Annotated in this window: 19 protein-coding genes and 1 tRNA gene; 7 read left to right on the forward strand and 13 right to left on the reverse strand. The window is 62.8% G+C overall.

Annotated elements, in window-relative coordinates; all coding sequences use genetic code 11:
• Positions 1–48: 48 nt before the first annotated feature.
• The 5 genes from FFS30_RS04370 to FFS30_RS04390 are packed head-to-tail and all read right to left on the reverse strand — an operon-like array spanning position 49 to position 5,272.
• Positions 49–2,301, reverse strand: a complete 2,253-nt coding sequence (locus FFS30_RS04370) for a type IV pilus secretin PilQ (RefSeq protein WP_249352161.1) — start codon at positions 2,299–2,301, stop codon at positions 49–51.
• A gap of 58 nt (positions 2,302–2,359) precedes the next feature.
• Positions 2,360–2,902 (reverse strand): pilus assembly protein PilP, encoded by a 543-nt coding sequence (locus tag FFS30_RS04375; protein WP_137911873.1) that lies wholly within the window; start codon positions 2,900–2,902, stop codon positions 2,360–2,362.
• Entirely contained in the window at positions 2,899–3,570 is a 672-nt protein-coding gene (locus tag FFS30_RS04380; protein ID WP_137912573.1) for a type 4a pilus biogenesis protein PilO, read from the reverse strand. The genes FFS30_RS04375 and FFS30_RS04380 overlap by 4 nt, the downstream gene beginning before the upstream one ends.
• The gene (locus FFS30_RS04385) at positions 3,564–4,208 is read right to left on the reverse strand and encodes a PilN domain-containing protein (RefSeq protein ID WP_137911874.1); all 645 of its coding nucleotides are present in this window, start codon (positions 4,206–4,208) and stop codon (positions 3,564–3,566) included. The genes FFS30_RS04380 and FFS30_RS04385 overlap by 7 nt, the downstream gene beginning before the upstream one ends.
• Entirely contained in the window at positions 4,208–5,272 is a 1,065-nt protein-coding gene (locus FFS30_RS04390) for a pilus assembly protein PilM (protein WP_137911875.1), read from the reverse strand. Before FFS30_RS04390 ends, FFS30_RS04385 begins: the two co-directional genes overlap by 1 nt.
• A gap of 274 nt (positions 5,273–5,546) precedes the next feature.
• On the opposite strand from FFS30_RS04390, the gene FFS30_RS04395 reads away from it, so the two are divergent.
• The gene (locus FFS30_RS04395) at positions 5,547–8,084 is read left to right on the forward strand and encodes a penicillin-binding protein 1A (protein WP_137911876.1); all 2,538 of its coding nucleotides are present in this window, start codon (positions 5,547–5,549) and stop codon (positions 8,082–8,084) included.
• A complete protein-coding gene (locus FFS30_RS04400) occupies positions 8,084–8,740 on the forward strand; it encodes a hypothetical protein (protein WP_137911877.1) in 657 nt (218 codons plus the stop codon). The genes FFS30_RS04395 and FFS30_RS04400 overlap by 1 nt, the downstream gene beginning before the upstream one ends.
• 88 nt (positions 8,741–8,828) lie before the next feature.
• On the opposite strand, the gene FFS30_RS04405 is transcribed toward FFS30_RS04400, so the two are convergent.
• The 3 genes from FFS30_RS04405 to FFS30_RS04415 all read right to left on the reverse strand — a co-directional run bounded on the left by FFS30_RS04405 (position 8,829) and on the right by FFS30_RS04415 (position 10,946).
• Positions 8,829–10,121 carry a citrate synthase gene (locus FFS30_RS04405; protein WP_137911878.1) on the reverse strand — a complete coding sequence of 431 codons (1,293 nt, stop codon included), beginning with the start codon at positions 10,119–10,121 and terminating at the stop codon, positions 8,829–8,831.
• 295 nt (positions 10,122–10,416) lie between these two features.
• Complete coding sequence (locus tag FFS30_RS04410; RefSeq protein WP_137911879.1) at positions 10,417–10,671, reverse strand: type B 50S ribosomal protein L31; 255 nt, start codon at positions 10,669–10,671, stop codon at positions 10,417–10,419.
• Between the two features lie 198 nt (positions 10,672–10,869).
• Positions 10,870–10,946: transfer RNA gene (locus tag FFS30_RS04415), tRNA-Met, on the reverse strand.
• 260 nt (positions 10,947–11,206) lie between these two features.
• Between FFS30_RS04415 and coq7 the strand changes: the two genes are divergently transcribed.
• Positions 11,207–11,851 carry a 2-polyprenyl-3-methyl-6-methoxy-1,4-benzoquinone monooxygenase gene (gene coq7, locus FFS30_RS04420; protein WP_137911880.1) on the forward strand — a complete coding sequence of 215 codons (645 nt, stop codon included), beginning with the start codon at positions 11,207–11,209 and terminating at the stop codon, positions 11,849–11,851.
• A 70-nt stretch (positions 11,852–11,921) separates the two neighbouring features.
• Positions 11,922–12,377, forward strand: coding sequence for a tyrosine-protein phosphatase (locus FFS30_RS04425; protein WP_249352163.1), 456 nt, complete (start codon positions 11,922–11,924; stop codon positions 12,375–12,377).
• Here FFS30_RS04425 and FFS30_RS04430 read toward each other — a convergent pair whose 3' ends face one another.
• The 4 genes from FFS30_RS04430 to uraH all read right to left on the reverse strand — a co-directional run bounded on the left by FFS30_RS04430 (position 12,378) and on the right by uraH (position 17,965).
• Entirely contained in the window at positions 12,378–13,601 is a 1,224-nt protein-coding gene (locus tag FFS30_RS04430; RefSeq protein WP_137911882.1) for a urate hydroxylase PuuD, read from the reverse strand. It abuts the gene before it with no gap.
• Between the two features lie 97 nt (positions 13,602–13,698).
• Positions 13,699–16,041, reverse strand: a complete 2,343-nt coding sequence (gene xdhB, locus FFS30_RS04435) for a xanthine dehydrogenase molybdopterin binding subunit (protein WP_137911883.1) — start codon at positions 16,039–16,041, stop codon at positions 13,699–13,701.
• A gap of 85 nt (positions 16,042–16,126) precedes the next feature.
• Complete coding sequence (xdhA, locus tag FFS30_RS04440) at positions 16,127–17,614, reverse strand: xanthine dehydrogenase small subunit (RefSeq protein WP_137911884.1); 1,488 nt, start codon at positions 17,612–17,614, stop codon at positions 16,127–16,129.
• 3 nt (positions 17,615–17,617) lie between these two features.
• A complete protein-coding gene (uraH, locus tag FFS30_RS04445) occupies positions 17,618–17,965 on the reverse strand; it encodes a hydroxyisourate hydrolase (protein ID WP_137911885.1) in 348 nt (115 codons plus the stop codon).
• Between the two features lie 108 nt (positions 17,966–18,073).
• Here uraH and FFS30_RS04450 point away from each other — a divergent pair, with 108 nt between their 5' ends.
• On the forward strand, positions 18,074–19,093 hold the full coding sequence (locus FFS30_RS04450) for an adenosine deaminase (protein WP_212742396.1): 1,020 nt from the start codon (positions 18,074–18,076) through the stop codon (positions 19,091–19,093).
• Between the two features lie 54 nt (positions 19,094–19,147).
• Here the strand turns inward: FFS30_RS04450 and FFS30_RS04455 are convergent, their stop codons facing one another.
• Entirely contained in the window at positions 19,148–20,410 is a 1,263-nt protein-coding gene (locus tag FFS30_RS04455) for a hypothetical protein (protein WP_137911886.1), read from the reverse strand.
• A 139-nt stretch (positions 20,411–20,549) separates the two neighbouring features.
• Here FFS30_RS04455 and FFS30_RS04460 point away from each other — a divergent pair, with 139 nt between their 5' ends.
• The gene (locus tag FFS30_RS04460) at positions 20,550–21,338 is read left to right on the forward strand and encodes a TatD family hydrolase (protein ID WP_137911887.1); all 789 of its coding nucleotides are present in this window, start codon (positions 20,550–20,552) and stop codon (positions 21,336–21,338) included.
• 131 nt (positions 21,339–21,469) lie between these two features.
• Entirely contained in the window at positions 21,470–24,097 is a 2,628-nt protein-coding gene (mprF, locus tag FFS30_RS04465) for a bifunctional lysylphosphatidylglycerol flippase/synthetase MprF (RefSeq protein ID WP_137911888.1), read from the forward strand.
• The last annotated feature ends 16 nt before the right edge of the window (positions 24,098–24,113 follow it).

Below are 24,113 nucleotides of genomic sequence, written 5' to 3' on the forward strand. Positions count from 1 at the left end.
TTGCGAGTGGGAAAAATGAGTTTGTGGAACAGTTGGAACCCGACGTGACTATTTCAGGTTCTCGTCGAGAATCTTGGGAGTGACGAAAATCAACAATTCCGCCTTATTGTTCGACTTCTGGACATTACGGAAAAACGCCCCAAGCCCTGGCAAATCGCCGAAGAAAGGTACCTTGGTAACGGCGTTCTGCTTATCGAATTCATAGACGCCACCGAGGACGACGGTCTGGCCGTTATCGACCAGTACCGCTGTGCTCATCTCGCGCTTGTCGATGATCGGATAGGAGCCCGACTGGTTCGTGTAATAGCCGGCGAGCGCGTCTTTCTTCACTTCGAGATTGAGGAAAACTCGGCCGTCTGCGGTGATAGTCGGTGTCACCTTTAGACCGAGCACCGCATCCTTGAAAGACACGGTCGGCAGCGCGGCACCGCCGCCGGTCGAGGTAATGGTCGAATACGGAATTTCCTGCCCCTGGGTAATGTTAGCTTCCTGCTGATTCGCGGTGACGACACGCGGACTGGAAATCAACTCACTGCGGCCTTCGGTTTGGCCTGCCGAAATTTCAAGATCGAGCAGATAGTTGGCGCCAAGCACCGACAGGCCGATGCTGCCTGCCTGTGTGGTAGTTGTCGGCAGATTAACGTTGAGACGGTCGCCGAGACTGGTCGCCCCGGTCGTAGTGGACGTGCGCCCTCCGGCCACTCCTGGCGGGTTCACAGGGAGCGCATCGCCGAGAGTTTGGCGATTGGCGAACGCTTGATTGATCATGTACTGAGAGCCGTTCAAATTGCCGCTTGTCGTTACAACCTGGCTACCTACCTTGCCCGCACCCGTGATGCCGAACTTGGCCCCAAGCTCACGCGCAAAATTGTCGGTCGCAACAACAATACGTGCTTCAATCAGCACCTGCTGCACGGGCTTGTCGAGTTTGGCAACGAGTTCGCGGATCGAACGCACCTTTTCGGGCGTGTCTATCACAAGCAAGGTATTGGTACGGTCATCGGCAGATACGCGCCCGCGGTCGGAAAGGAACCCACTGCCAGCCGCCGGCGCTGCACCTCCACTTCCACCACCCGCGCTGCCTCCCTGGTTGCTCTGCTTGGATTTTTGTGTCAGCAAGTCGGCGATATCTTTGGCCTTGCCATAGCTGATCGGAATGTACTCGGTCACCGTTTCGCTGACCTGCTGAAGCTTGAGCTTGGCATCGGCGATCGCCTGCTCGCGGTCCGCAATTTCTTTCTGCGGCGCCACCCAGATCACATTGCCGTTCTGACGTTTGTCGAGGCCTTTGGCCTGCAGCACGATGTCGAGCGCTTGATCCCAGGGCACGTTGTTCAAGCGCAGCGTGACATTACCGGTAACGCTGTCCGCGACGACGATATTGAGTTCCGACATCTGTGCAATCAACTGGAGAACCGCGCGCGCCGGAATGTCCTGGAAATCGAACGTGACGCGGCTGCCCGAATAGACCGGCGGCGCATTCGGATCTTTTTTCTCTTTTTCCTTCGCCTGAGATATCTCGACGATGTATTGATTGCCGGTCTGATAAGCGAGCTGCTCGAACGGCGCCTTGGCGGTGATTTCCATATGCGCGCCGCCGGCTTTGCTGCGCGTCTCTACGAACTGCACCGGCGTGGCGAAATCGAGCACATCGAGGCGTTGCGCGAGCTGGGTCGGCAGACGTGCGTTGTAGATCTCAAGCAGAATCTTGTCGCCTTGGCGCTTCAGATCGGCGCTCGAACCTTCACCCGAGAAGGTGATGATGATGCGGCCTTCGCCATTCTTGCCGCGGCGAAAGTCGATGTTCGAGACTTCCTGGGCCACCGCACCGACGCTCTTGGTCTGATCACCGGCAGCGATTGCCGCCGTGACGTTGGCCGCGTTGCCGTTGTTGACGACAAGGACGAAGTTGTTGCCGTCGGCGCGCGTTTCGTAGCTCGATGCGCGATACAGGTCGACGACGGCGCGCGTGCGGCCAGCGGCCTCAGCGATGTTGATCGCGCTCGTCGCGCCGCTGCCGACTTCGATATGGCGCTGGCTCACAGCAGAACGTGTGCCTGGGATATCCAGCGCGATGCGCGGCGGGTTTTCCGTCGTGAATACACGCGTGCCTTCTGCGGGCCCGCTGAGTTTGAACGTGATCTGCACACGGCCGCCGGAAAGCGGCGCGAAGCCGACGTCCTGCAGCACGTTTTCCGCGCGCGCAGGCGGCGCCGCGAGTACGGCCAGGAGAAGTCCGAGCATCGCGCCGAATCGCTGTGCGCCGGGCCGTCCAATCAAGCCCGCGTTGGTCCACTTCATGGTATTCCCCAATTCAATGTTCATTGCGCAGGTTCAACCCGCCGATTCCAATTCGCCGCTATTTCGCATTCGCACCGATTTCGATCGCCGCCGGCCGTTCCATCCAGCCACCGTTGCCGTTGCTGATCAGCTCGACCAGATCGATGCTGTTCGCGCTGACCGCCTTGATCTTGCCGTTGTTCTGGCCGACGTAATTGCCCGGCCGCACCGTCGATACCGTCCCCTCCGGATCGCGGATCAATCCGAGCATGCTCGCTCCGGCACCGATCGTGCCGACCATCTTCAAGCTGTCGAGCGCAAAGTCTTCGAGTTTTTCCTTCGGATGCGGATCGGGCATGGCGACCTTTTCCGCTTCTTCGGCCTTCTGCTCGGCGAGGCTCGGTGCAAACGGGTCACGCTGGGCCTGCGCCTTGTACTCGAAGGTTTCGAAGGTTTTGAGCACGGGCAGCGGCGGCAGAGGTCCGCCGGGCAAATTCTTTTCGTCGGCAACCCACTTGCGCAGATCGGCGTCGCCTTTCATGCAGCCGGCGAGCGCCAACAGCAACGGCACGATCAGGCCCCAACGCGCGGACTTGGCGCGGCGCATCGATAATCCGCTCATTGGGCCGCCTTCGCCGGCGCACCCGGCTTCTTCGGCGCGGCCGCCTCGGCTTCGTCTTCGTCGACATAGCGATAAGTCTTCACGATGCCTTCGAGCGTCAACATGCCCGGAGCGGGACTGCCCTTACCGCCGGCCGCTTGAGTCGGCTTCAAGGCCACATCGTGCATGGTCAGGATCACGACGCGCGGCAGGCGCGCGACTTCGCTGATGAAAGTCCCGAACTGATGATAAGTGCCGAGCATGCGTAAGGTGATCGGCTTTTCCGCGTAGAACCCTTCTTGGATCGTTTCCGCGCCGGGCTCGAACAACTGCGTTTCCAGACCCGCGGACAGCGCCGCGCGCGACACATCGTCGAGCAGCTCGGGCATCTCCGTCTTGCCGGGCAGCTGGCGCAACAACTGGCGCAGGATTTCTCGCATGTCGTCGAGCTGCGTCTTCAACTTTTCCAGATTGACGACCTTGAGCTGTTTGTCGTGGAAATCCTTCTTGAGATCGATTTCCTGCTTCTGTTTTTGCGCGAGCGTGTCGGACTGACCACTGATCGACCACCACCAACCGAGAAACAGCAGCAGAACGAAGAGCAAGCCGCACGCGGCATACTTGACGCTGTCCGGCCAGCTACCAATGTTATTGCGATCGAGATTGCGCAGGTCGGAGAGCTTCACGATGCACTCCCCGCCGACGAGATGGCAGCCTGCGCGGTCGGCTTGCCCGCAGGCGCCGCGGGTTTTGCAGGCGTACCGGGCGCTGCGACATCGGGTTGCTCGGGTGAACGCAACTTGACCGTTAGGCCGAATTCGTAACGATTGCGCTTGTCGTCGCCTTTGATCTCGGTCTTCTGCAGATCCGAGCCTTGCATCCACTGCGACGAATTCAGATTCCGCATATAACTTGACACGTCACCATTGGCCTGCGCCACGCCTTGCACTGCAAGTGCGTTGCCGCTCTGCTTGATCGAGGTCAGACGCACGCCTTCGGGGATAGTCCTGACCAACTCGTCGAACAGATGCACCATCTGCGAACGGCTGGCCTGCAGTTGTTCGATGATCTGTTTGCGCGCGAGCAGCTTGGCCTTGGTCGTCTCGAGATCCTTGATCTCGGTGAGCTTGCCTTCGAGCTGTTTGATTTCCCCACTCAAATAAGCATTGCGCGCGCCCTGATCTTCGATGCGCATATCCATCCAATAGCCCCACGCGAACCAGGCGAGAACGGCCGCCGCGGCCGCCGCGCCGAGCATCGTGTAGAAGTCGCGTTCGCGCTGGCGGCGCCGCTCTGCGCGCCAGGGTAGTAGGTTGATTGTGGCCATCAGTCGAAGCTCCGCATGGCCAGACCCGCGGCAATCATCAGCGTCGGTGCATCCAGACGCAGCGCCGATGCCTGACTTTGTACGCGCTGCGACAGCGACATGCTCGCCAGCGGATTGGCGATGATGCACGGCACGCCGAGCTGCTGAAGAATCTTCGCGCCAATGTCGGGCACGAGCGCGCAGCCGCCCGCGAGCACGATCTGGTCGACACGGCTATAGTCACTGCCCGCATAGAAGAACTGCAGCAATCGGCTGATCTGCTGCACGATCGCTTCCTTGAACGGCTCGAGTACCTCGACTTCGTAGGACTCGGGCAGGCCGCCCTGACGCTTGGCGAGGCCGGCCTCCTCCTGCGACAGGCCATAACGGCGCATCACCTCGTCGGTGAGCTGTTTGCCGCCGAATACCTGTTCGCGCGAATAGATGGTGCGCTGACTCTTCAGCACGATCAGCGTGGTCATCGTCGCGCCGATGTCGACGACGGCGACGATCGCGTCTGCCGGCACGGTGAGCTGATCGGCGATCAGCCGGCATGCGTTTTCCATCGCGAACGCTTCGACGTCCATGACTTTCGCAGTCAGGCCGGCGAGTTCGAGTGCGGAGACGCGCAGTTCGACGTTTTCCGTACGTGACGCGGCGATCAGCACATTGACCGATTCAGGCGCATCCTTGACCGGACCGAGCACCTCGAAGTCGAGACTGACTTCCTCGATCGGATAGGGAATGTACTGGTTGGCCTCGACCTGGATCTGCTCTTCGAGCGCATCTTCGCCGAGATCCGCCGGCATCGTGATGACCTTGGTGATCACCGCCGATCCGGCTACTGCGGCAGCGGCGGTCTTCGCCTTCGTGCCCGAGCGCGCGAGCGCGCGCCGCAACGCCTCGCCGACCGGTTCGACGGCGACGATGTTCTTTTCCACGACCGAATTGGCCGGCAGTGGCTCGACGGCGTAGTGTTCGATGCGATAACGCCCGCCGGAACGGCTCAGCTGCAGCAATTTCACCGCAGACGAACTGATATCCACGCCGATCAGCGATGTCGACTTGGCCTGAAAGATATTCAACCCAGCTCCCCGAGATCACTAAAGCGTTTGTAAACAAAGAGAACGCGTCGCCCATTAAACCGGATTGTTAAATTTTTGGCAATGGGGAAAACTGCTGGACGAACAAACACTTCCCGAAAATATTTAGAGAACTGCATCGCGTTTTACCCGAAATGAATGACAGATGATCGCTTGCGCACCGCCCGCGTTTCGCCAGAATCCTCCCTACCGACCCCACCGGTACCCGCATATAATTCCATGATCTCGCCCGTCTCGGGCCCGCCGACACTACTGCATGCGTTTTTTCCGTCGTTTGCTTCGCTACGCCTTGATTTTCGGGCTGGTTTGCATCGTGCTTGGCGCGGTCGGGATCGGTGTCGTCTACTGGTTGATCGTGCCGCGTCTGCCGTCGGTCGACTCGCTACGCGACGTCACTCTGCAGGTGCCTCTGCGCATCTACAGTTCCGACAACAAGCTCATCGCGACCTACGGCGAGACGCGCCGCATCCCGGTCAGGATCGACGAAGTGCCGGCGCAGGTGAAGAACGCCTTCCTCGCCGCTGAAGACGCCAATTTCTATGCCCACCCCGGCGTCGACTACCAGGGCATCCTGCGCGCCTTCGGACTGATGATTTCCAAGCGCACTCTGCACGTGCCAGGCGGCAGCACGATTACTCAGCAGGTCGCGCGCGACTTCTTCTTGAGTTCCGAGGTCAGTCTGTCGCGCAAGGCGACCGAAATCCTGCTTTCGTTCAAGATCGAGAACACGCTGAGCAAGGATCAGATTCTTGAGCTTTACTTGAACAAGATCTTCCTCGGCAACCGTGCCTACGGTGTCGCTGCTGCGGCAGAGTTCTACTATGGCAAGACGCTTGATCAACTCGATCTCGCCGAATCCGCAATGCTCGCCTCGCTGCCGAAGTTTCCCTCGACCGGCAATCCGCTCAACAACCGTACGCGTGCGCTCGAACGCCGCCGCTACGTGCTCCAACGCATGGTCGAGAACGGCTATATCGACGAAGCCCAGTTCAAGTTGGCCGACGCTGAGCCGGAGCGCGCCTTCGCGCATGAGCCGCCGATCGAAGTCGAAGCGCCCTACATCGCCGAACTCGTGCGCCAGGAAGCCATCCAGCGCCTCGGCAACAACGCACTCACCGACGCCTACACGATCCGCACCACGATCGACTCGCGCAGCCAGACCGCGGCGAACGAAGCGGTGCGCAACGGCCTGATGTCCTACGATCGGCGCCACGGCTGGCGCGGCCCCGAAGCGCACGTCGATCTCCCTTCCGACGCCTCGCCCGCCGATCTCGACAAGAAACTCGACGCGTTCCGCACCACGTTCGGCCTCGTGCCCGGCATCGTCACGCAAACCGCGGAAAAGGAAGCTCACGTTCACCTCAACGACGGCCAGACCGTCGTGCTGAGCCTCGACGATATCGCCTGGGCGCGCCGCTATCAGGACGAAACCAGCCGCGGTCCGGCACCGAAGCGCGTCGACGCTGCACTCAAGGTCGGCGATATCGTGCGCGTCGCACGCAGCACCGACCCGAAGAAGGACGGCCGCTGGCAGCTCGCGCAGATTCCCGCCGTGCAGGGCGCGCTCGTCGCGCTCGATCCCGAGGACGGTGCGGTGCGCGCCGAAGTCGGCGGCTTTTCGTTCGCGCGCAGCAAGTTCAACCGCGCCGTGCAGTCGTCGCGCAATCCGGGTTCCAGCTTCAAGCCGTTCTTTTACGCCGCCGCGTTCGAGCACGGTTTCACTCCCGCTTCGATCGTCAACGATGCGCCGGTGGTCTTTCCCGACCCGTCCAAACCGAGCGGACAATGGACGCCGAAGAACGACGACGATTCATTTGCCGGCCCAATGCGCCTGCGCGAGGCGATGGTGCAGTCGAAGAACCTCGTGTCGGTCCGCCTGCTCGACGCGATCGGTATCCGCTACGCGCGCGAATTCGCCACACGCTTCGGCCTGACTCTCGAACAAGTGCCGCCGAATCTGTCGATGGCGCTCGGTACCGCGTCGGTGTCGCCAATGAACATGGCACGCGCGTTCGCCGTCATCGCCAATGGCGGCTATCTTGTCGATCCGTATTTCGTCGACGCGATCTATGACCGCGACGGCAAGGAAGTCTACAAAGCGCAGCCTGCCCAGGCCTGCGCTCAATGCCCGGAGCGCGCCAACGATGACGGTCGCGTCGCCGCCACACCCGGCGCGCCCGCCACGCGAACGACGGTGGACAACAACGGCGTGACCACCACTCAGAGCGGTATCTCGCCGATCGGCAGCGCGCAGGCCACGACCACCGCGCCGACGACGCCCGCGTCCGCGGTCAAACTCGCGCCGCGCACTCTCGACGCGCGCACTGCCTACCTGATCGGCTCGCTCCTGCGCGACGTGGTACGCCGCGGTACGGGCAGTGGTGCGATGGTGCTCAAGCGCAACGATCTGTTCGGCAAGACCGGTTCGACCAACGATCATCGCGACGGCTGGTTCGTCGGCTACAACCTGGATCTCGTCACCGCGGCCTGGATGGGCTTCGACGATTTCAGTTCGATGGGGCGTATCGAATTCGGCGCGCAGACCGCACTGCCGATCTGGATCGATTTCATGCGCGCCGCGCTCGAAGGCGTGCCCGAAAAACCGTTCGACATGCCGCCCGGCATCAGTACCGCACAGATCGACGCCGAAACCGGCCTGCTCGCTTCGCCGGGCGCCGAGCGCACGATTTCCGAAGTGTTCCGCACCGAAGATCTGACCCGCATCGCGAACAGCCCGAACCAGCCGACCGAGGCCGAGAAGAAGGTGCAGCAGGAAGCCTACGGAATTTTCTGATGCGCCAGCGCCGTGCCGATACCGGCGCGCGCCGCGGGCACGACCTCGGCGCGCTGCATCACGACCCGATCCGCGCGCGCATCGCCGCAGAAGCCGCGCGCCTGATCAGCGAAACCGGTCTGCGCGACTATGCGCTGGCCAAACGCAAAGCCGCCGCACGCCTCGGTGTCAACGACGAATCCGCGCTGCCGAAGAATGTCGAGATCGATGCCGCGCTGCGCGAATATCAGCGCCTGTTTCACGCCGACGATCAACCGCAACGGTTGCGCATGTTGCGCGAAACTGCGATCGAAGCGATGCGATTTTTCTCGGCGTTCGAGCCGCGCCTCGTCGGCGCCGTCCTCGACGGGACAGCCGATGAGCATTCCGCCGTGTGTCTGCATCTCTTCAGCGACGATCCGGACGCGCCGGCGCGTCATCTCGACGAGCACGGTATCGACTATGAGACCGAGACGCGCCGCCTGCGTTTCGACAGAGAAGACGAAACGGATTTCCCCGTGCTGCAGTTCGTCGCCGACGATGCGGCCATCGACGTGACGATCTTCGCCTACGACGGCCTGCGCCAAGCGCCGCTCGACCGCATCGACGGCAGGCCAATGCAACGAGCGGCAGCAGCGTCGGTGCAAAGACTTCTGAACGAAGAAACCGCCCGCTAGGGCGCCGTTGATTCCAGCCGCTCTTGCGGCTGCATCAGGCGAGAACTTGCTGGCGAAGCGGGGCGCGATGCATTCGCGCCCCTTCGACTCAACGCTTGTCGAGCGGCACGTAGTCGCGATTCGTTGCGCCAGTGTAGATCTGGCGCGGACGGCCGATCTTGGTGTCCTTGTCGTTGTGCTGCTCGAGCCAATGCGCGACCCAGCCCGCGGTGCGCGCGATCGCGAACATCACGGTGAACATTTCGGTCGGAATCTTCAACGCCTTGTAGATGATGCCCGAGTAGAAATCGACGTTCGGATAGAGCTTGCGCTCGACGAAATACGGATCCTTGAGCGCGACCTCTTCGAGTTTCATCGCCACGTCGAGCAGCGGATCGTTGACGCCGAGGTCGGCGAGCACCTTGTGGCACATCTCGCGAATGATCGTCGCGCGCGGATCGAAATTCTTGTAGACGCGATGGCCGAAGCCCATCAGGCGGAAGCCGGAGTTCTTGTCTTTCGCCTTCTCGACTGCCTTCGACACGTTGTCCGCCGTGCCAATCTCGCCGAGCATCTTGAGCACCGCTTCGTTCGCCCCGCCGTGCGCCGGGCCCCACAGTGCGGCGATGCCGGCAGCGACGCAGGCGTAGGGATTCGCGCCGGTCGAACCGACCAGGCGCACGGTCGACGTCGAGGCATTCTGCTCGTGGTCGGCGTGCAGGATGAACAGCAGGTCGAGCGCCTTCGCCGCGACCGGCGAGAGCTGCAGCGGCTCGCTCGGCACCTCGAACATCATGTGCAGGAAACGAGTGACGTATTCCAGGTTATTGCGCGGGTAGCGCACCGGCCAGTCGATCGAGAAACGGTAGGCCGCGGCGGCCAGCGTCGGCATCTTCGCGATCAGGCGGAGCGCGGCAAGGCGGCGCTGCTCGGGATCGGCGATGTCGAGCGTATCGTGATAGAACGCCGACAGTGTCGCGACCGAACCGCACAGCATCGCCATCGGATGCGCGTCGTAGCGGAAGCCGTTCAAGAAATGGCGCAGCGACTCATGCATCATCGTGTGATGCGTCACCTCGTCGTCGAACGCGCCGAACTGCGCTGCGGTCGGCAACTCGCCGTTGATCAGCAGGTAGGCGACCTCGAGAAAGCTCGACTGCTTGGCGAGCTGTTCGATCGGATAGCCGCGATAGAGCAGCACGCCCTTGTCGCCGTCGATGAAGGTGATCGCGCTGCGCGTGGACGCGGTTGAAACGAAGCCCGGATCGAAGGTGAAGTAGCCCGTTTCTTTGTTGAGTTTGGCGATATCGAGCGCCGGATCGCCGAGGCTGCCGGTGACGACCGGCAAAGCCGTGGATTTGTTCGCTGCGGAATCGGTCAACTGCACAGTCTGATCGGCCACGTTAGGCTCCTTCTCTTCAGAAATAAGAAGCAGTGCGCGGGGTTGCCGAGGGGGCGCATCGTTCGATGGCGAGCTCGTTTGGGCTCGCGACGCTGCACTGCACAACCCACGCAGAATATCACACGGATGTTTGATTCCGCGTTACGAAATCATCATACGCAGGCGGGTTGAAAGGCACGGGATCGATGCAAGATGCAAACGACGAAAGCCGGCACTGGGCCGGCTTCGATATCGATCAAAAACACTGTCCGCGCCGGCGCAGGTTGCGCACGACACGGAACAAGGCTTTCCGGGCTTACTTGCCCGCGGTGGCGCCGTAGCGCTTGCGGAACTTGTCGACGCGACCGCCGGAATCGACGATCTTGTGCTTGCCGGTGTAGAACGGGTGCGAGGCGCTGGAAATTTCGATCTTGATGACCGGATATTCCTGGCCGTCTTCCCACTTGATCGTTTCCTTGCTCGTCATCGTCGAACGCGTGAGGATCGCGAAGTTGGACGAGACATCCTGGAAGACCACAGGCTTGTATACGGGATGGATGTCGGCTTTCATGGTTTAAGGCTCCGCGAAGCGGTGTTGCGCTGAGAAAAGAGGGCGATTTTAGCCCGAAAATCGCCAACAGCGCAAGATTCCGGCATCTCGACCGGATTCTGCCCTGTGCGGGCCGATTCTTAGGCGGTATTGCGACCGTACCGAAGTTCGAAGGGCTCGCGCCAAGCGCGAGTTCGTTCTTCTACGGTCCGATTCGAGTGGTGGCGATGGGTGGGCTCGAACCACCGACCCCAGCATTATGAGTGCTGTGCTCTAACCAGCTGAGCTACATCGCCAACGTTGCCGAATTGTACTGCATGACTGGGTATTACGAGTGCCGCGCTCCAACCGTCTGAGCTGTCCAGCCGGAGTTTCGTGCTTTCGCGCGCCCGGGCTTTTGTGACGCCGGCCATCGGAAAGCCACGGAAATCCGCCCCGGCTTGCGCCGAAGGGGGCGTGATTGTTCGGATTCGCGCCGCGCATGTCAAGTAAATCCTCGCGGGTGCGGCGTTTTCCGCCGATTGCATTGCTCGCGCGGGCCGTCGAAAATGACTGCATGCTTTCCCGTGCACTCTCCCTCCCCGACCGCATCCTGATCGAAGCCGAGCGCGCCCTCGGCACTGTTTTCGGCGCAGTTCCCGAAGCTTCGCGCCCGTCGCCGGCCATCGGTATGGCCGAGGCCGAACTGAACGAAGACGAGCGCCGTCACGCCGCCGGCCTGATGCGCGTGAACCACACCGGCGAAGTGTGCGCACAGGCGCTCTACTCCGGCCAGGCAGCGGTCGCACGCAATGCGGATACGCGCACGCAACTGCTCGAAGCCGCCGCCGAAGAAACCGACCACCTTGCCTGGTGCGCGGATCGTCTCGATGCCTTGCACGATCGCCCGAGCCTACTCAATCCGCTTTGGTACGTGGGAAGTTTCGCGCTTGGCGCGATCGCCGCGCTGGTCAGCGACAAAGTGAGCCTCGGCTTCGTCGTCGAGACCGAGCGTCAGGTCGAAGCGCATCTCGGCGAGCACTTGGAAACACTGCCTGCCGCCGATACCGCGAGCCGCGCGGTCGTCGTTCAAATGAAGGAAGACGAGGCGCGGCACGGCCGCCATGCCCGCGAAGCCGGCGGCGTCGATCTGCCGCCGCCGATTCCCGCCCTGATGCGCCTCGCCAGCAACGCAATGAAGGCGGTGGCGTATCGCTTCTGAGTCCGATCCGGGACCGCTTCCGACGCCGTCCCGGCCTGCGCATTGGGCCGAGCCGCTGCCCGGATTCGGCGTGGAAAATCTGCATCGTTTGAGTGACACGCTATATCGCAGTGCGCAGCCGCGCAGCCGCAACGTGCAGGCATTGGCCGAACTCGGCATTCGCACCGTCGTTTCGTTGCGCGCGTTCAACGGCGACGAACGCCGCTTCGCCGACAGCGGCATTGCGCTTGTGCGTTTCCGCATCAACACCTGGAACATCGACGACGCCGAGGTCGCACGCGCGCTCGCGACGATCGAGAAATCACAGAAACACGGACCAGTCCTGATCCATTGCTGGCATGGCGCCGACCGCACCGGCGTCGTCTGCGCCGCCTACCGCATGGTCGTGCAGGACTGGAACAAGGACCAAGCGCGCGCCGAGATGTTCGACGGCGGCTTCGGCTACCACGCTGTGTGGCGCAATATTCCCACCTACATCGACCGCTTCGACATCGGGGCGATGCGGCAGCGACTGAAAGAGCGCTGATTACTTCGGCGCGCCGTCGCGCAACCAGGCGAGTACCGCTTCGCGTTCCGCATCGGTCATCTGGGTGATGTTGCCGACCGGCATCGTGCGCGTCGCAAGCTGGGTCTGCATGGCGACGGTGTGGGCAAAGATATGCTCGGGCGTGTCGAGTAGCACGCCTTTGGGTGCGGCAGGGAATCCGGCGAAGCTCGGTTTCGCCGCATGACAAGGCACGCAGCGCTGATTGACGATGGATTGCACGTCGGCGAAACGCTGCGCGGCCGCGGCCGGATCGGCGACGACGCCTTGCGTATGCGCCACCGTACGCGGCGCAAGCGCGGCGATGGTGGCCACCAGCACAACCAGGCCGATAACGAGCGGCCATGGCGAGGTCTTGCCGCCGCGCTCGTGCGCTTTGTGGCGCATCACGAACCAGGTGCGGATCGCCGCGCCGGCCACGCTCATCGCGATCAGCACGAGCCAGTTCCACTTCGCCCCGTAAGTCAGCGCATAGTGATTGCTGATCATCACAAACAGCACGGGCAGGGTGAAATAGGTGTTGTGCACCGAACGCTGCTTGCCGCGCAGGCCATAGACTGCATCGAGCGCCCGCCCCTCGGCCTTGGCGCGCACCATCTCACGCTGGCCCGGAATAATGACGAAGAACACGTTCGCGACCATGATCGTGCCGATCATCGCGCCGTACAAAATGTAGGCGCCGCGGCCGCTGTAGAGCTGGCACAACGCCCAGGCCGCGATGCCGAGCATCAGCGCGACGAGCAGGCCGAGGGCACGTTCGTTGCGCTGGAAGAAGAATCGGCACAGCACGTCGTAGATCAGCCAGCCGGCGACGAGAAACGCCAGTGCGATGCCGATCGCGATGGGCTTGGACAAGGCCATCACCGACGAATCGATCAGATAAATCTCGGCCTGGCCGAAGTAGAGAAGGCAGAGCAGGAAGAAACCCGACAGCCAGGTCGTATACGCTTCCCAGTAGAACCAATGCAGCGGCTCGGGCAACTCCGCAGGCGCGGTTTTATACTTTTGTGCATTGTAGAAACCGCCGCCGTGTACAGCCCAGACTTCACCACCGACACCAGCGTCGATCAGTTCCTTGCGCTTCGGCGGCAACAGGGAATTGTCGAGCCAGACGAAATAGAACGAGGCGCCGATCCAGGCGATGCCGGTGATCAAATGAAGCCAGCGGCCCAGCAGATTGGCCCAATCGTAGAGGTAATCGATCATTGCCTTGGCTAATCGGAGAAGTAATTTTCAGCCACGGATTGACATGGACATGTACGGACAAAAGCTGCGGGCATGGCGCATCCACGCTTATCTGTGTTCATCCGCGTTTATCCGTGTCCAATACATTAATCTTATCGATCGCGCGCAATACCGACTCCGGCGTAGCCGGCGCAGCGAGATCGGGCAACGCATCGCCATCCCCACAGGCCGCCACGGCATCGCGAATCGCATGCAAGGTCGAGATCGCGAGCATCAATGGAGGCTCGCCGACGGCCTTGGAGCGGTGGATCGTGTCCTCGGGATTCGGCGCGTGTTCGAGGATGCGCACGTCGGCATGCAGCGGCCAGTCGCGCACCGAAGGAATCTTATAGGTCGACGGCGCATGCGTTTTCAGCTCGCCCTTCGCGTTCCACCAAAGCTCTTCGCTCGTCAGCCAACCAACACCCTGCAGAAAACCGCCTTCGATCTGGCCGCGATCGATCGCCGGATTCAGCGAAGTGCCGACATCGTGCAGGATATCGACGCGGGTCAACTGCGTTTCGCCGGTCAACGTATCCACCGCGACTTCGGAGACCGCGGCACCGTAGGCGAAGTAGAAGAACGGCCGGCCGTTGAGGCGGCTGCGATCCCAATGAATCTTCGGCGTCGCATAAAAGCCTGTGGCCGACAGCGAAATCCGCGCCTGATACGCCGACTGGACGAGCTGCGCGAACGTTTTCCGCTCGTTGCCGATATGCACAAAGCCGCCGGCGAAACGCACCTCGTCCGCCTCGACACCGTGCGTCGCGCAGGCATGCTCGACCAGCCGCGCGCGCAGGGTTTGGCACGCCGCCTGCGCGGCCTTGCCATTGAGATCGGCGCCGCTCGACGCGGCCGTCGCCGAAGTATTCGGCACCTTGCTCGTATCGGTCGCCGAGCTGCGCACGGCCGACAGCGGCAGGCCGAACTCGTGTGCGACGACCTGCGCGACCTTGGTATATAGCCCCTGCCCCATCTCGGTACCGCCGTGATTGAGCAACACGCTGCCGTCGGTATAAATGTGCACCAGCGCACCGCCCTGATTGAACACGGTCGCGTTGAACGAAATACCGAACTTGACCGGCGTGATCGCAATGCCGCGCTTGATCGTGCCGTTGACCGCGTTCCACTGCGCAATCTCGGCGCGGCGCGCGCGATAGCGGCTTGTCGCTTCGATCTCGTCGGTCAGACGGTCGAGGATATTGTCTTCGACGTACTGTCCGTACGGCGTCACGTCGCGCGGTGCGGCGCCGTAATAATTGCGCCGACGCACGTCGAGCGGATCGAGTTTCAAGCTGCGCGCAATGTCGTCGATCGCCTGCTCGATCGCGAGCATGCCTTGCGGGCCACCGAAGCCACGGAACGCGGTATTCGACACCGTGTGCGTCTTGCAGCGATGCGAAAGGATCTCGATGTTCTCGATGTAGTAGGCATTGTCGACGTGACAGATCGCGCGATCGTTGACCGGCCCGGACAGATCGGCCGAATAGCCGCAGTTCGAGGCGAGCATGACCGCGAGCGCGGTGATGCATCCGTCGTCGTCGAAGCCGATGTCGTAATCGGCGATGAATCCGTGGCGCTTACCGGTGATCAGCATGTCGGCATCGCGCTCGAGACGCAGCTTGACCGGACGCTGCGTCTTGCGCGCGAGCACGCAAGCCGCGGCGGCGATCAGCGCGGGCTGCGATTCCTTTCCGCCGAAGCCGCCACCCATGCGCCGGCATTGCACGACGACTTTGTGCGCGGGTAGCGCCAACGCATGCGCGACCACGTTCTGCACCTCAGTCGGATGCTGGGTCGAAGAGTGCACGTGCAGCGTGCCGTCTTCGCCTGGCAGGGCAATCGCGATCTGGCCTTCGAGGTAGAAATGATCCTGGCCGCCGACGGTCATCGTTCCCTGCAGCCGATGCTGCGCGGCTGCAAGTTCCTCGCGTGCGCGACCGCGCGCAAGCACCTGGCTCGGGATCACATAGCTGTGCGCGGCGAGCGCGCTGCGAATATCGAGTATCGCCGGCAGTTCTTCGTATTCGACCTTGGCCTTGAGCGCGGCCTTGCGCGCCAGCGTCATCGACGATGCAGCGACGGCGAACAGCGGCTGGCCGGCGTACTGCACGAGATCGTCGGCGAAAATCGGATCGTCGTGGACGATGCCGCCGTAATTGTTTTCGCCTGGCACATCCTGCGCCGTCGCTACGGCGATCACACCGGGCGCCGCCAGCACTGCCGACAGATCGATCGACTTGATCCGCCCATGTGCAATGGCGCTGATGCCGAATACCGCATGCAGCGTCGACGCGGGCAATTCGAGATCATCGGCATAGACCGCGCGGCCCGACACATGCAGGTGTGCGCTTTCATGGCGCACGGATTCACCGATCAGTACACCGGGCATTTCCTGCTTGGCCGAGGAAAGGTCATTCATACCTTTCCCCTCTCAATAATGGCCGGCATTCCCGCATCCGCGCGCGGGCAAACGTGCGACCGAGAAAACGGCGCGCAACGAACGCTCATACCGAAACCTCGACGAGGTGCGTGCGCAATGCCTGCGGTGCCGCATGCGCGAGATAGAAGCGTCGCAGAAGGTTTTGTGCACCCTGCAATCGATACCCCGCACTCGCGCGCATGTCGCTCAGCGGCTTGAAATCGGCGGCGAGCGCTGCGGCGGCCTCAGCGAAAATCGCTTCGGCGAACAGTCTGCCGACCAAGGCTGCTTCGGCATGTTTGGCGCGCGCGGGAATCGCCGCCATGCCGCCGTAGGCGATACGTGCGGCGACGATGCGGCCGTCCGCAACTTCGACGGCGAATGCCGAACAAACTGCCGAGATATCCTGATCGATGCGCTTGGACAGTTTGTAGCTCGCCACGCGCGTCGCCGCATTCGGTACGGGCACGCTTACCGCGACGACGAATTCGCCGCGCGCGAGATCCTTTTTCATGTAGTCGACATACAGCGCTTCGAGCGGCAGCGTGCGCGCCACCACGCCGCGGCGCAGCTCGATCGTCGCGCCAAGCGCGATCAGCGCCGGCATTGCGTCGCCGATCGGCGAACCGTTGGCGATATTGCCGACCAGGGTGCCGGAATTGCGCACCGGCGGCGAAGCGAAGCGCTGCGCCAGCTCGGCAAGTGTAGGCACACGCGCGACGATCGCAGCCCAAGCATCCGCGAGCGAGACCGCGGCGCCGATGCGCAGGGCACCGCCGCGATCTTCGATCTGCCGCAACTCGGCGACCTCGCCGAGGTAGATGAGCGGCGGCAATTCGCGCAGATGCTTGGTCACCCACAAGCCGACATCGGTGCCGCCGGCGAGAAGCAAGGCATCGGGATTCTTTTCACGCAGGGTGGCGAGCTCATCGAGCGTGCGCGGCGCCGAAAACCCGGGCAGCGCAAGCGGCACTTCGCGGCCGAGACTGCGCAGAGTCTCGACATGCTGCTTCGACTGCGCGGCCGCACGCGACCAGCACTGCGGAGCATCGTAGGTGTGCATGGCGCAACCCGCATCGATGATCGGCCGATACCCCGTGCAGCGGCATAAGTTGCCGGCCAGTGCTTCGATGACTTCCTCGCGATTCGCCGCTTCGTTTTGCTGATACAAAGCGAACAGGCTCATAACGAAGCCCGGCGTGCAGAAGCCGCACTGCGAGGCGTGATGGTCGACCATTGCCTGCTGCACCGGATGCAGCTTGTCGCCGTCGGCAAGACTTTCCACGGTGACGAGTTCTTTGCCGTCGATTGTCGGCAGGAAACGGATACACGAATTGATCGCGCGATAGCGCACATGCTCCGCAGCGCCCTCACCTCCGCTACCGGCGTCCAGCTCGCCGAGCACGACCGTGCACGCACCGCAATCACCCTCCGCGCAGCCTTCCTTGGTGCCGCTGCGATGCCGATGTTCGCGCAGCCATTCGAGCACGGTCGTGGTCGGCGCAAGGCCCGCCACTTCGACGACTTCGCCGTCGAGCACGAAACGGATAACTTCGCCCGCGCGCGCGCTCATCGCTCAGCTGCCGCGATACGTCGAATAACTCCACGGCGAAACCAGCAGCGGCACGTGATAGTGCTGGCCGGCGTCGGCGATGCCGAACGCGATCGTCACCTCGTCGAGAAACGGCGGATCGGGCAACGCGACGCCGCGGGCGCGGAAGTAGTCGGCGACGAAGAACGTCAACGTGTAACGGCCGGACTGCAACGCGGAGCCTTCGAGCAGAGGCCCGTTTCCACGGCCGTCGTCGTTCGTGGAGAAGTTCGCAAGCCGTTCACCGGAGAGCGTCGAGCGCAGTTCCACCCGCATTCCGCGTGCCGGAATGCCATGCGCGGTGTCGAGCACATGTGTCGTGAGTCTGCCCATGCTTTCCTCGCCGGCGGCCGTCCGCCGGATTGCGATCGCTGTTGCGTTGTACTCATGTGTACAAAACTATTACAGTCGTTGCAAGCACTTCCTGGGGAGCGAACGACCATGACCGACGCCGCGATGGAGGACTTTATCCGCGCCTTGCCCAAGGCCGAGCTGCATCTGCATATCGAAGGCACGCTCGAACCGGAGCTTACGTTCGAGCTGGCGAAGAAGCACGGAGTCGTGCCGAAATACGCCGACGTCGAGGCGCTGCGCGCCGCCTACGACTTCAGCGACCTGCAATCCTTCCTCGATCTCTACTACGCCGGCGCCGATGTGTTGCGCGACGAGGACGATTTTCACGCTCTCACCATCGCTTATCTGCGCCGCGCGCAGGCCGACGGTGTCGTCCACGTGGAGATCTTCTTCGATCCGCAGACGCACACTTCGCGCGGGATCGCGCTCGACACGGTGCTCGCCGGCATTCGCCGCGCCCTGGCCGACGGCGAGCGCGAGTTCGGCATAAGCCACCGGCTGGTTCCATGCTTCCTGCGCCATCTCGACGAAGACGATGCGATGCGCACGCTCGACGCCCTGCTGCCGCACAAGCAGCACTTCGCTGCGGTCGGCCTGGACTCGTCCGAGCGCGGTCATCCGCCGTCGAAATTCACGCGCGTGTTCGAGCGCGCACGCCGGGAAGGACTAGCGGCTGTCGCCCATGCAGGCGAGGAAGGGCCGCCCGAATACATCTTCCAGGCGCTCGATTTGCTCAAGGTATCGCGCATCGACCACGGCGTGCGCTGCGAGGAAGACGCGGCTCTCGTCGAGCGGCTGGTGCGCGAGCAGATTCCACTGACCGTCTGCCCGCTGTCGAACGTGAAGCTCTGCGTGTATGCGCGTATCGAGGACCACAATCTCAAGCGTCTGCTCGATCGCGGCCTCAACGTGATGATCAACTCGGACGATCCCGCCTACTTCGGCGGCTACGTGCTGCGGAACTATCTGGCCGTCTGGCGTGGCCTCGATCTGTCCAAAGCCGATATCGTCCGGCTTGCGCGCAATTCGATCGAAGCGTCGTTTCTACCAGCGTCGGCCAAGGCGCACTGGGTTGGCCGAATCGAGTCGCTCGCAGCGGCAAGCTGACCCATTGGATGCGGTCGCGCCAGTTGCGCGACCACATCGAAGTGACAGGGAAGCTTACTGGCAGGCGAGGCTGTTGATGCTGCCGAGGCGCTTCCAGATCTTGCCGGTGCCGGTGCCGCCCGGACCGCCGGTCACGGTCGGGGTCGCACCGCTATAGTCGAACTTGATCGTATTGCAGTCGGTGAACTGCACGTTCATCGTGCCCCAGTTGTTGCGCGTGGTTTTGGTGAAGTTGCCCGCGAACCCGCCGCCGGTCGCGTAATAAACCGGAACGTTCAGCAACTGCGTGGTGCCGATCGGGAAATCGGTCTGTATAGCGAGCCAGAACGGAATGCCATTCTGGTCGTACGTGTACCACGAGGCAAAGAAGGTGCGCGTCGTTGCGGTACTATCGAACACTTGAGTCAACAGGCCCTCGCCACCGTGCGTCGGGTCGTACCATGAACCGGTCAGATAGCCGTTGATCGGCATCGGCAGGAACGCAGCCGGATAGGTCTGCTGATTCGGCGCGTAGGCACCGATGTTGAAGATCTTGCGGCCGTTCTGATAGCCGTTGTCGAAGCGGATCTGGAAGCTCTGATTGAAATCGAAGAAACCGAAACTCGGATTCGCATAGTTCTCGAGCACATAGGTGGTGCTGTTGATGATCGGCGCACCGACCAGCATGTCGGACAGCACCGTATTCGGCTCGACCGCCGTACGCACGAAATCGGTTAGGTTCTTGTTGTCGAACTGAATGCCGTTCTGCGAGATGCGAATGTCTGGATACTGCGGGTAGAGCTGGTTGTCGCCTTCATACGCAGCCTGGCGCTGGATGCGCACCAGCGTGGCGCTGGCCGGGAATCCGTCCGTGTTGTAAGGCAGCTTGTCGCCGCTGCTGCTGCAAGCGACGCGGAAGACCGTGATCGTCACGTCTTCGGCACTGTCCGTGTTGTTCGGACCGCGCTCATACAGCGTCACCGTGCCGCTATAGAGCACGCCGCTCGGCGAAACCGGCAGCGGCTGGATCGCGTTCGACGGATTCGGCAGGAAGTCGGAGAAGCAGCTCGCCGGATAAGCGCGATAGCTGTTCGCCACGAGTTCATTCGGACTCACGGTGGCGGCCGCGGAAGCGGCAGACGCAGCAGAACTGTTGCTCGTGGCCACCGGCGCCTTGCGCGATCCCGCAAGCAGCGCGGCGCGCTGGGCCTGCACGGCGCCAGTATCGCTGCGTCCGCCCGCTGGAACCGCTCCACGATCTGCGGCGAAAGCCTGTGAGGTGAGTGCACACGCGAGTATCGCGGCGCCGGCAAAGACGCGGTTCGATAAAGAAGACATGATTGGAACTCCTGCGGGGAACGGGTGGTCCGGATTGTAGGCACAACCTTGACGCGTCGCGGTTAACGCGCGGTGAATGTCATGCCGCTCTGCGATAATGTCGACGAACTCACTGATTACGAAGTCTTAACGCATCCGCATGCAATTGGTCGACATCGGCGCAAACCTTACCCACGAATCCTTCCGCCATGATTTCGATGCCGTGCTCGCGCGCGCACAGGCGCACGGCGTCGCCCAGTTCGTCGTCACCGGCGCAAGTGCGCAGGGCACGCGCGACGCGTATGCGCTCGCGCTGACGCGTCCCGGCGCGCTCTACGCGACCGCCGGCGTGCATCCGCACCATGCCAGCGATTTCGACGCGGAGACGGAAGACCTCCTGCGCGAGTACCACGCCAAACCCGAAGTCGTCGCCGTCGGCGAAACCGGACTCGACTATCACCGCAACTTCTCGCCGCGCGATGCGCAACTGTTCGCCTTCGAGAAGCAGCTCGAACTCGCGGCGGCCTGCGGCAAGCCGCTGTTCCTGCATCAGCGCGATGCGCATGCGGACTTCCTCGCCTGCATGGACAACGTGCGCGGCCGCATCGGCGCCGCCGTCGTGCACTGCTTCACCGGCGAAAAAAACGAACTGTTCGATTATCTCGACCGCGATTTCCATATCGGCATCACCGGCTGGATCTGCGACGAGCGCCGCGGCGCGCATCTGCGCGAATTCGTCAAGGACATACCTGCCGATCGCCTTATGCTCGAAACCGACGCGCCGTATCTGTTGCCGCGCACGGTGCGGCCGATGCCTTCGCACCGGCGCAACGAGCCGATGTATCTCGCGCACATTTGCGAGGAAGTCGCGCGCGACCGCAGCGAGGACGTGGCCGTTACTGCCGCCAACGCGACGGCGACCGCGCGGCAGTTCTTCGGTTTGGATTGAATGCCCGGATCGGGCGGCCCGCCGCTCGTGCTGTACCGCAAGAAACGCCCGCCGGACCTGTTCATCGGCGTCATTTCCTTATCCCGACGGCGAGCCTGCGATAATGCGCGCCGCGCCCGCACATTTCGACCATGACCGAAACCGCCGACACCCCGCACCACACCCAGCCGCCGAGCCTCGTCGCACGCCTGCGCTGGCTCGTGCCCGTGGTGTTTCTCGCGGTGACCGGCTGGCTGCTCTGGCGCGAACTCGGCCATCAGTTCGACCTGCCCGAAATCCAGCGCACCCTGCTCGACGTGCCGACCGTGCCCGCACTCGGCATGGCCCTGCTCGCCCTGTTTGCCGTCGCTTTCACCGGACTCGTCGACAGCCTGATCGGACATTGGCTCGGGCTCGGCCTGCATTGGCGCGACTATCTGCGCCTGTCCTTCGTCGCCAATGCGTTGGCCAATACCTTGAACCTGTCCGGCGCGATGGGCGCAGGCATCCGCCTGATGGGGCTGACTTCGCATAAGGTCCATCTGCCGCGCGCGGCCGCGCTGATCGGCATGCAGGCGCTGTCGTTGCCGCTCGGCCTGTCCCTGCTCGTTGTGCTGACCCTGGCGACGCGTTCGCTGCCGCTGACCGAGGGCACGACCGAGCGCACGATCGCCTACCTCGTGCTCGCTGCGGCCGCGCTGTATCTGCCGTTGTATTTTTTCCTGACCACAAAGCGGCGCCTGATGCGCTGGCTGCCGCACGATCTCGGCCTGCCGCCGCTGCGCCTGAAAATCGAACTTACCGTCGTCTCGCTGATCGACTGGGTGCTCGCCGCCGCGGTCCTCTGGGCCTGCCTGTACATCTCGGGCGCACACGTGAAGCCCGGCCTGCTGCTCGGCGCGTTCGCCGGAGCTTCGGTGCTCGGCCTCGCGAGCCAGGTGCCCGGCGGCATCGGCGTATTCGACGGCCTGATCCTGATCGCGCTCAAGGAGGCCGGCTACGACCCGCCGGTGATCGTCTCGGGCCTGCTTCTGTTCCGTATCGCGTACTACTTGCTGCCCTTGCTCGCCGGGCTCTACGTCGGCTCGGAGATGTTCACCCAGAATTCGCAGTTGATCGCGCGCCTGCGCACTCGGCTCGGCAGCCATCCGCTGTTCGGCCTGCTCGGCCTGCCGGCCGTGCTGCTCGCCGATCTCGGTACGCGCCTCGTCGCCGTGCTGACCTTCCTCGCCGGTGCCCTGCTGCTCGCCTCGGCGGCGATGCCGTCGGTGATCGAGCATATCAACGATGTGCGCGCGCATCTGCCGATCCTGTTCGTCGAAACATCGAGCTGGTTTTCGGTATTGACCGGCGTGCTGCTGCTCGGCCTCGCGCGCGGAATCGACGGGCGCCTGCGCGTCGCCTACCGCGTGACGATGTGGCTGCTCCTGATCAGCGCGGGCCTTGCGGTGGCGAAGGGCCTGCATTTCGGCGAAGCCCTGTTTCTGCTTGCGGTCGCTTTATTGCTGCGCGTGCGCAAGCGCGCTTTCACCCGGCGCGCGATGACCTTGAGCGCGATGACGTCGGCGGGCTGGTACGCCGGACTTGCGGTCTGCGTCCTCGTCTTCTTCGCGATCGGCGCGGCGCAGGTGCTCGGCGACGATTCGTTCGACTTGTTCTACTTCGGCTTCGGCGAACACACCTCACGCATCGGTCGCGGCCTCGCCGCGGCCGCGCTCGGTCTCGTCGTTTACCTGATCTGGCAGTTTTTCGCCGTGCGCCGGCCGGAACTGTCGCTGCCGAACCGCGGTGATCTCGAACACGCGCGCACGATCTACAACGAACACGGCGGCGGCGAGTTCGCCCACCTGACCTTCATGCGCGACAAGCACCTGTTCTGGGCCGCCGACCGCCATGCCGTGGTCGCCTACGGCAGCGTGCGCAACCGTCTCGTCGCGCTGGGTTCGCCGTGCGGGCCGGAAGCGGTGATCGACCAGGCCATCCTCGAATTCCGCCGCCATGCCGACGCGCAGGATCGCGTACCAATCTTCTACGAAGTGCTCGAACCCGATCTCTCGCATTACCACGACGCCGGCTTCGATCTGTTCAAGCTCGGCGAACTGGCGATCGTGAAGCTCGACGAATTCTCGCTCGCCGGCAAACGCTGGGAAGACCTGCGCCAGGCGGTCAACCGTTCGACCAAGGAGCAGCTCACGTTCGAGATCGTCGATGCACCGCACGACTCGGCTCTGATCGCCGAAGTGCGCGAAGTCTCGGACATCTGGCTCGCCGACAAGGGCTCGGTCGAAAAAGGTTATTCGCTCGGCCGCTTCGACGGCGATTATCTCGACTGGAGCCCGCTCGCCCTCGTGCGCCGCTCTGGCAAACTGATCGCATTCGCCAACATCCTGCCGCCGTACGGCCCGAACGGCACCGCGAGCGTCGATCTGATGCGCCACGTCAGCGATGCTCCGCGCAGCACGATGGATTTCCTCTTCGCCAAAGTCATGCTCTGGGCGCAGGCGCAGGGGCACAAGCAGTTCAGTCTCGGCATGGCGCCGCTCTCGCGCGTCGGCGACAACCCGTATGCGCGCATCAACGAACGCCTCGCTTCGCTTGCCTTCCGCTACGGCAACAACCTATACAACTACCAGGGCGTGCGCCGTTACAAGGACAAGTTCAAGCCGGAATGGACCGGCTCGTATCTCGCCTATCCGCGCGGCATCTGGGTTCCGGGCTTGCTGATCGACATCGCCGCGCTCGTCGCCGGCGGCTACGGCCGCTTCCTGCTCGGCCGTTAGCCGGCGACCACCCAGG

This window comes from Rudaea sp. 3F27F6 (assembly GCF_005503555.1).
Taxonomy (GTDB): Bacteria; Pseudomonadota; Gammaproteobacteria; order Xanthomonadales; family Rhodanobacteraceae; genus Rudaea.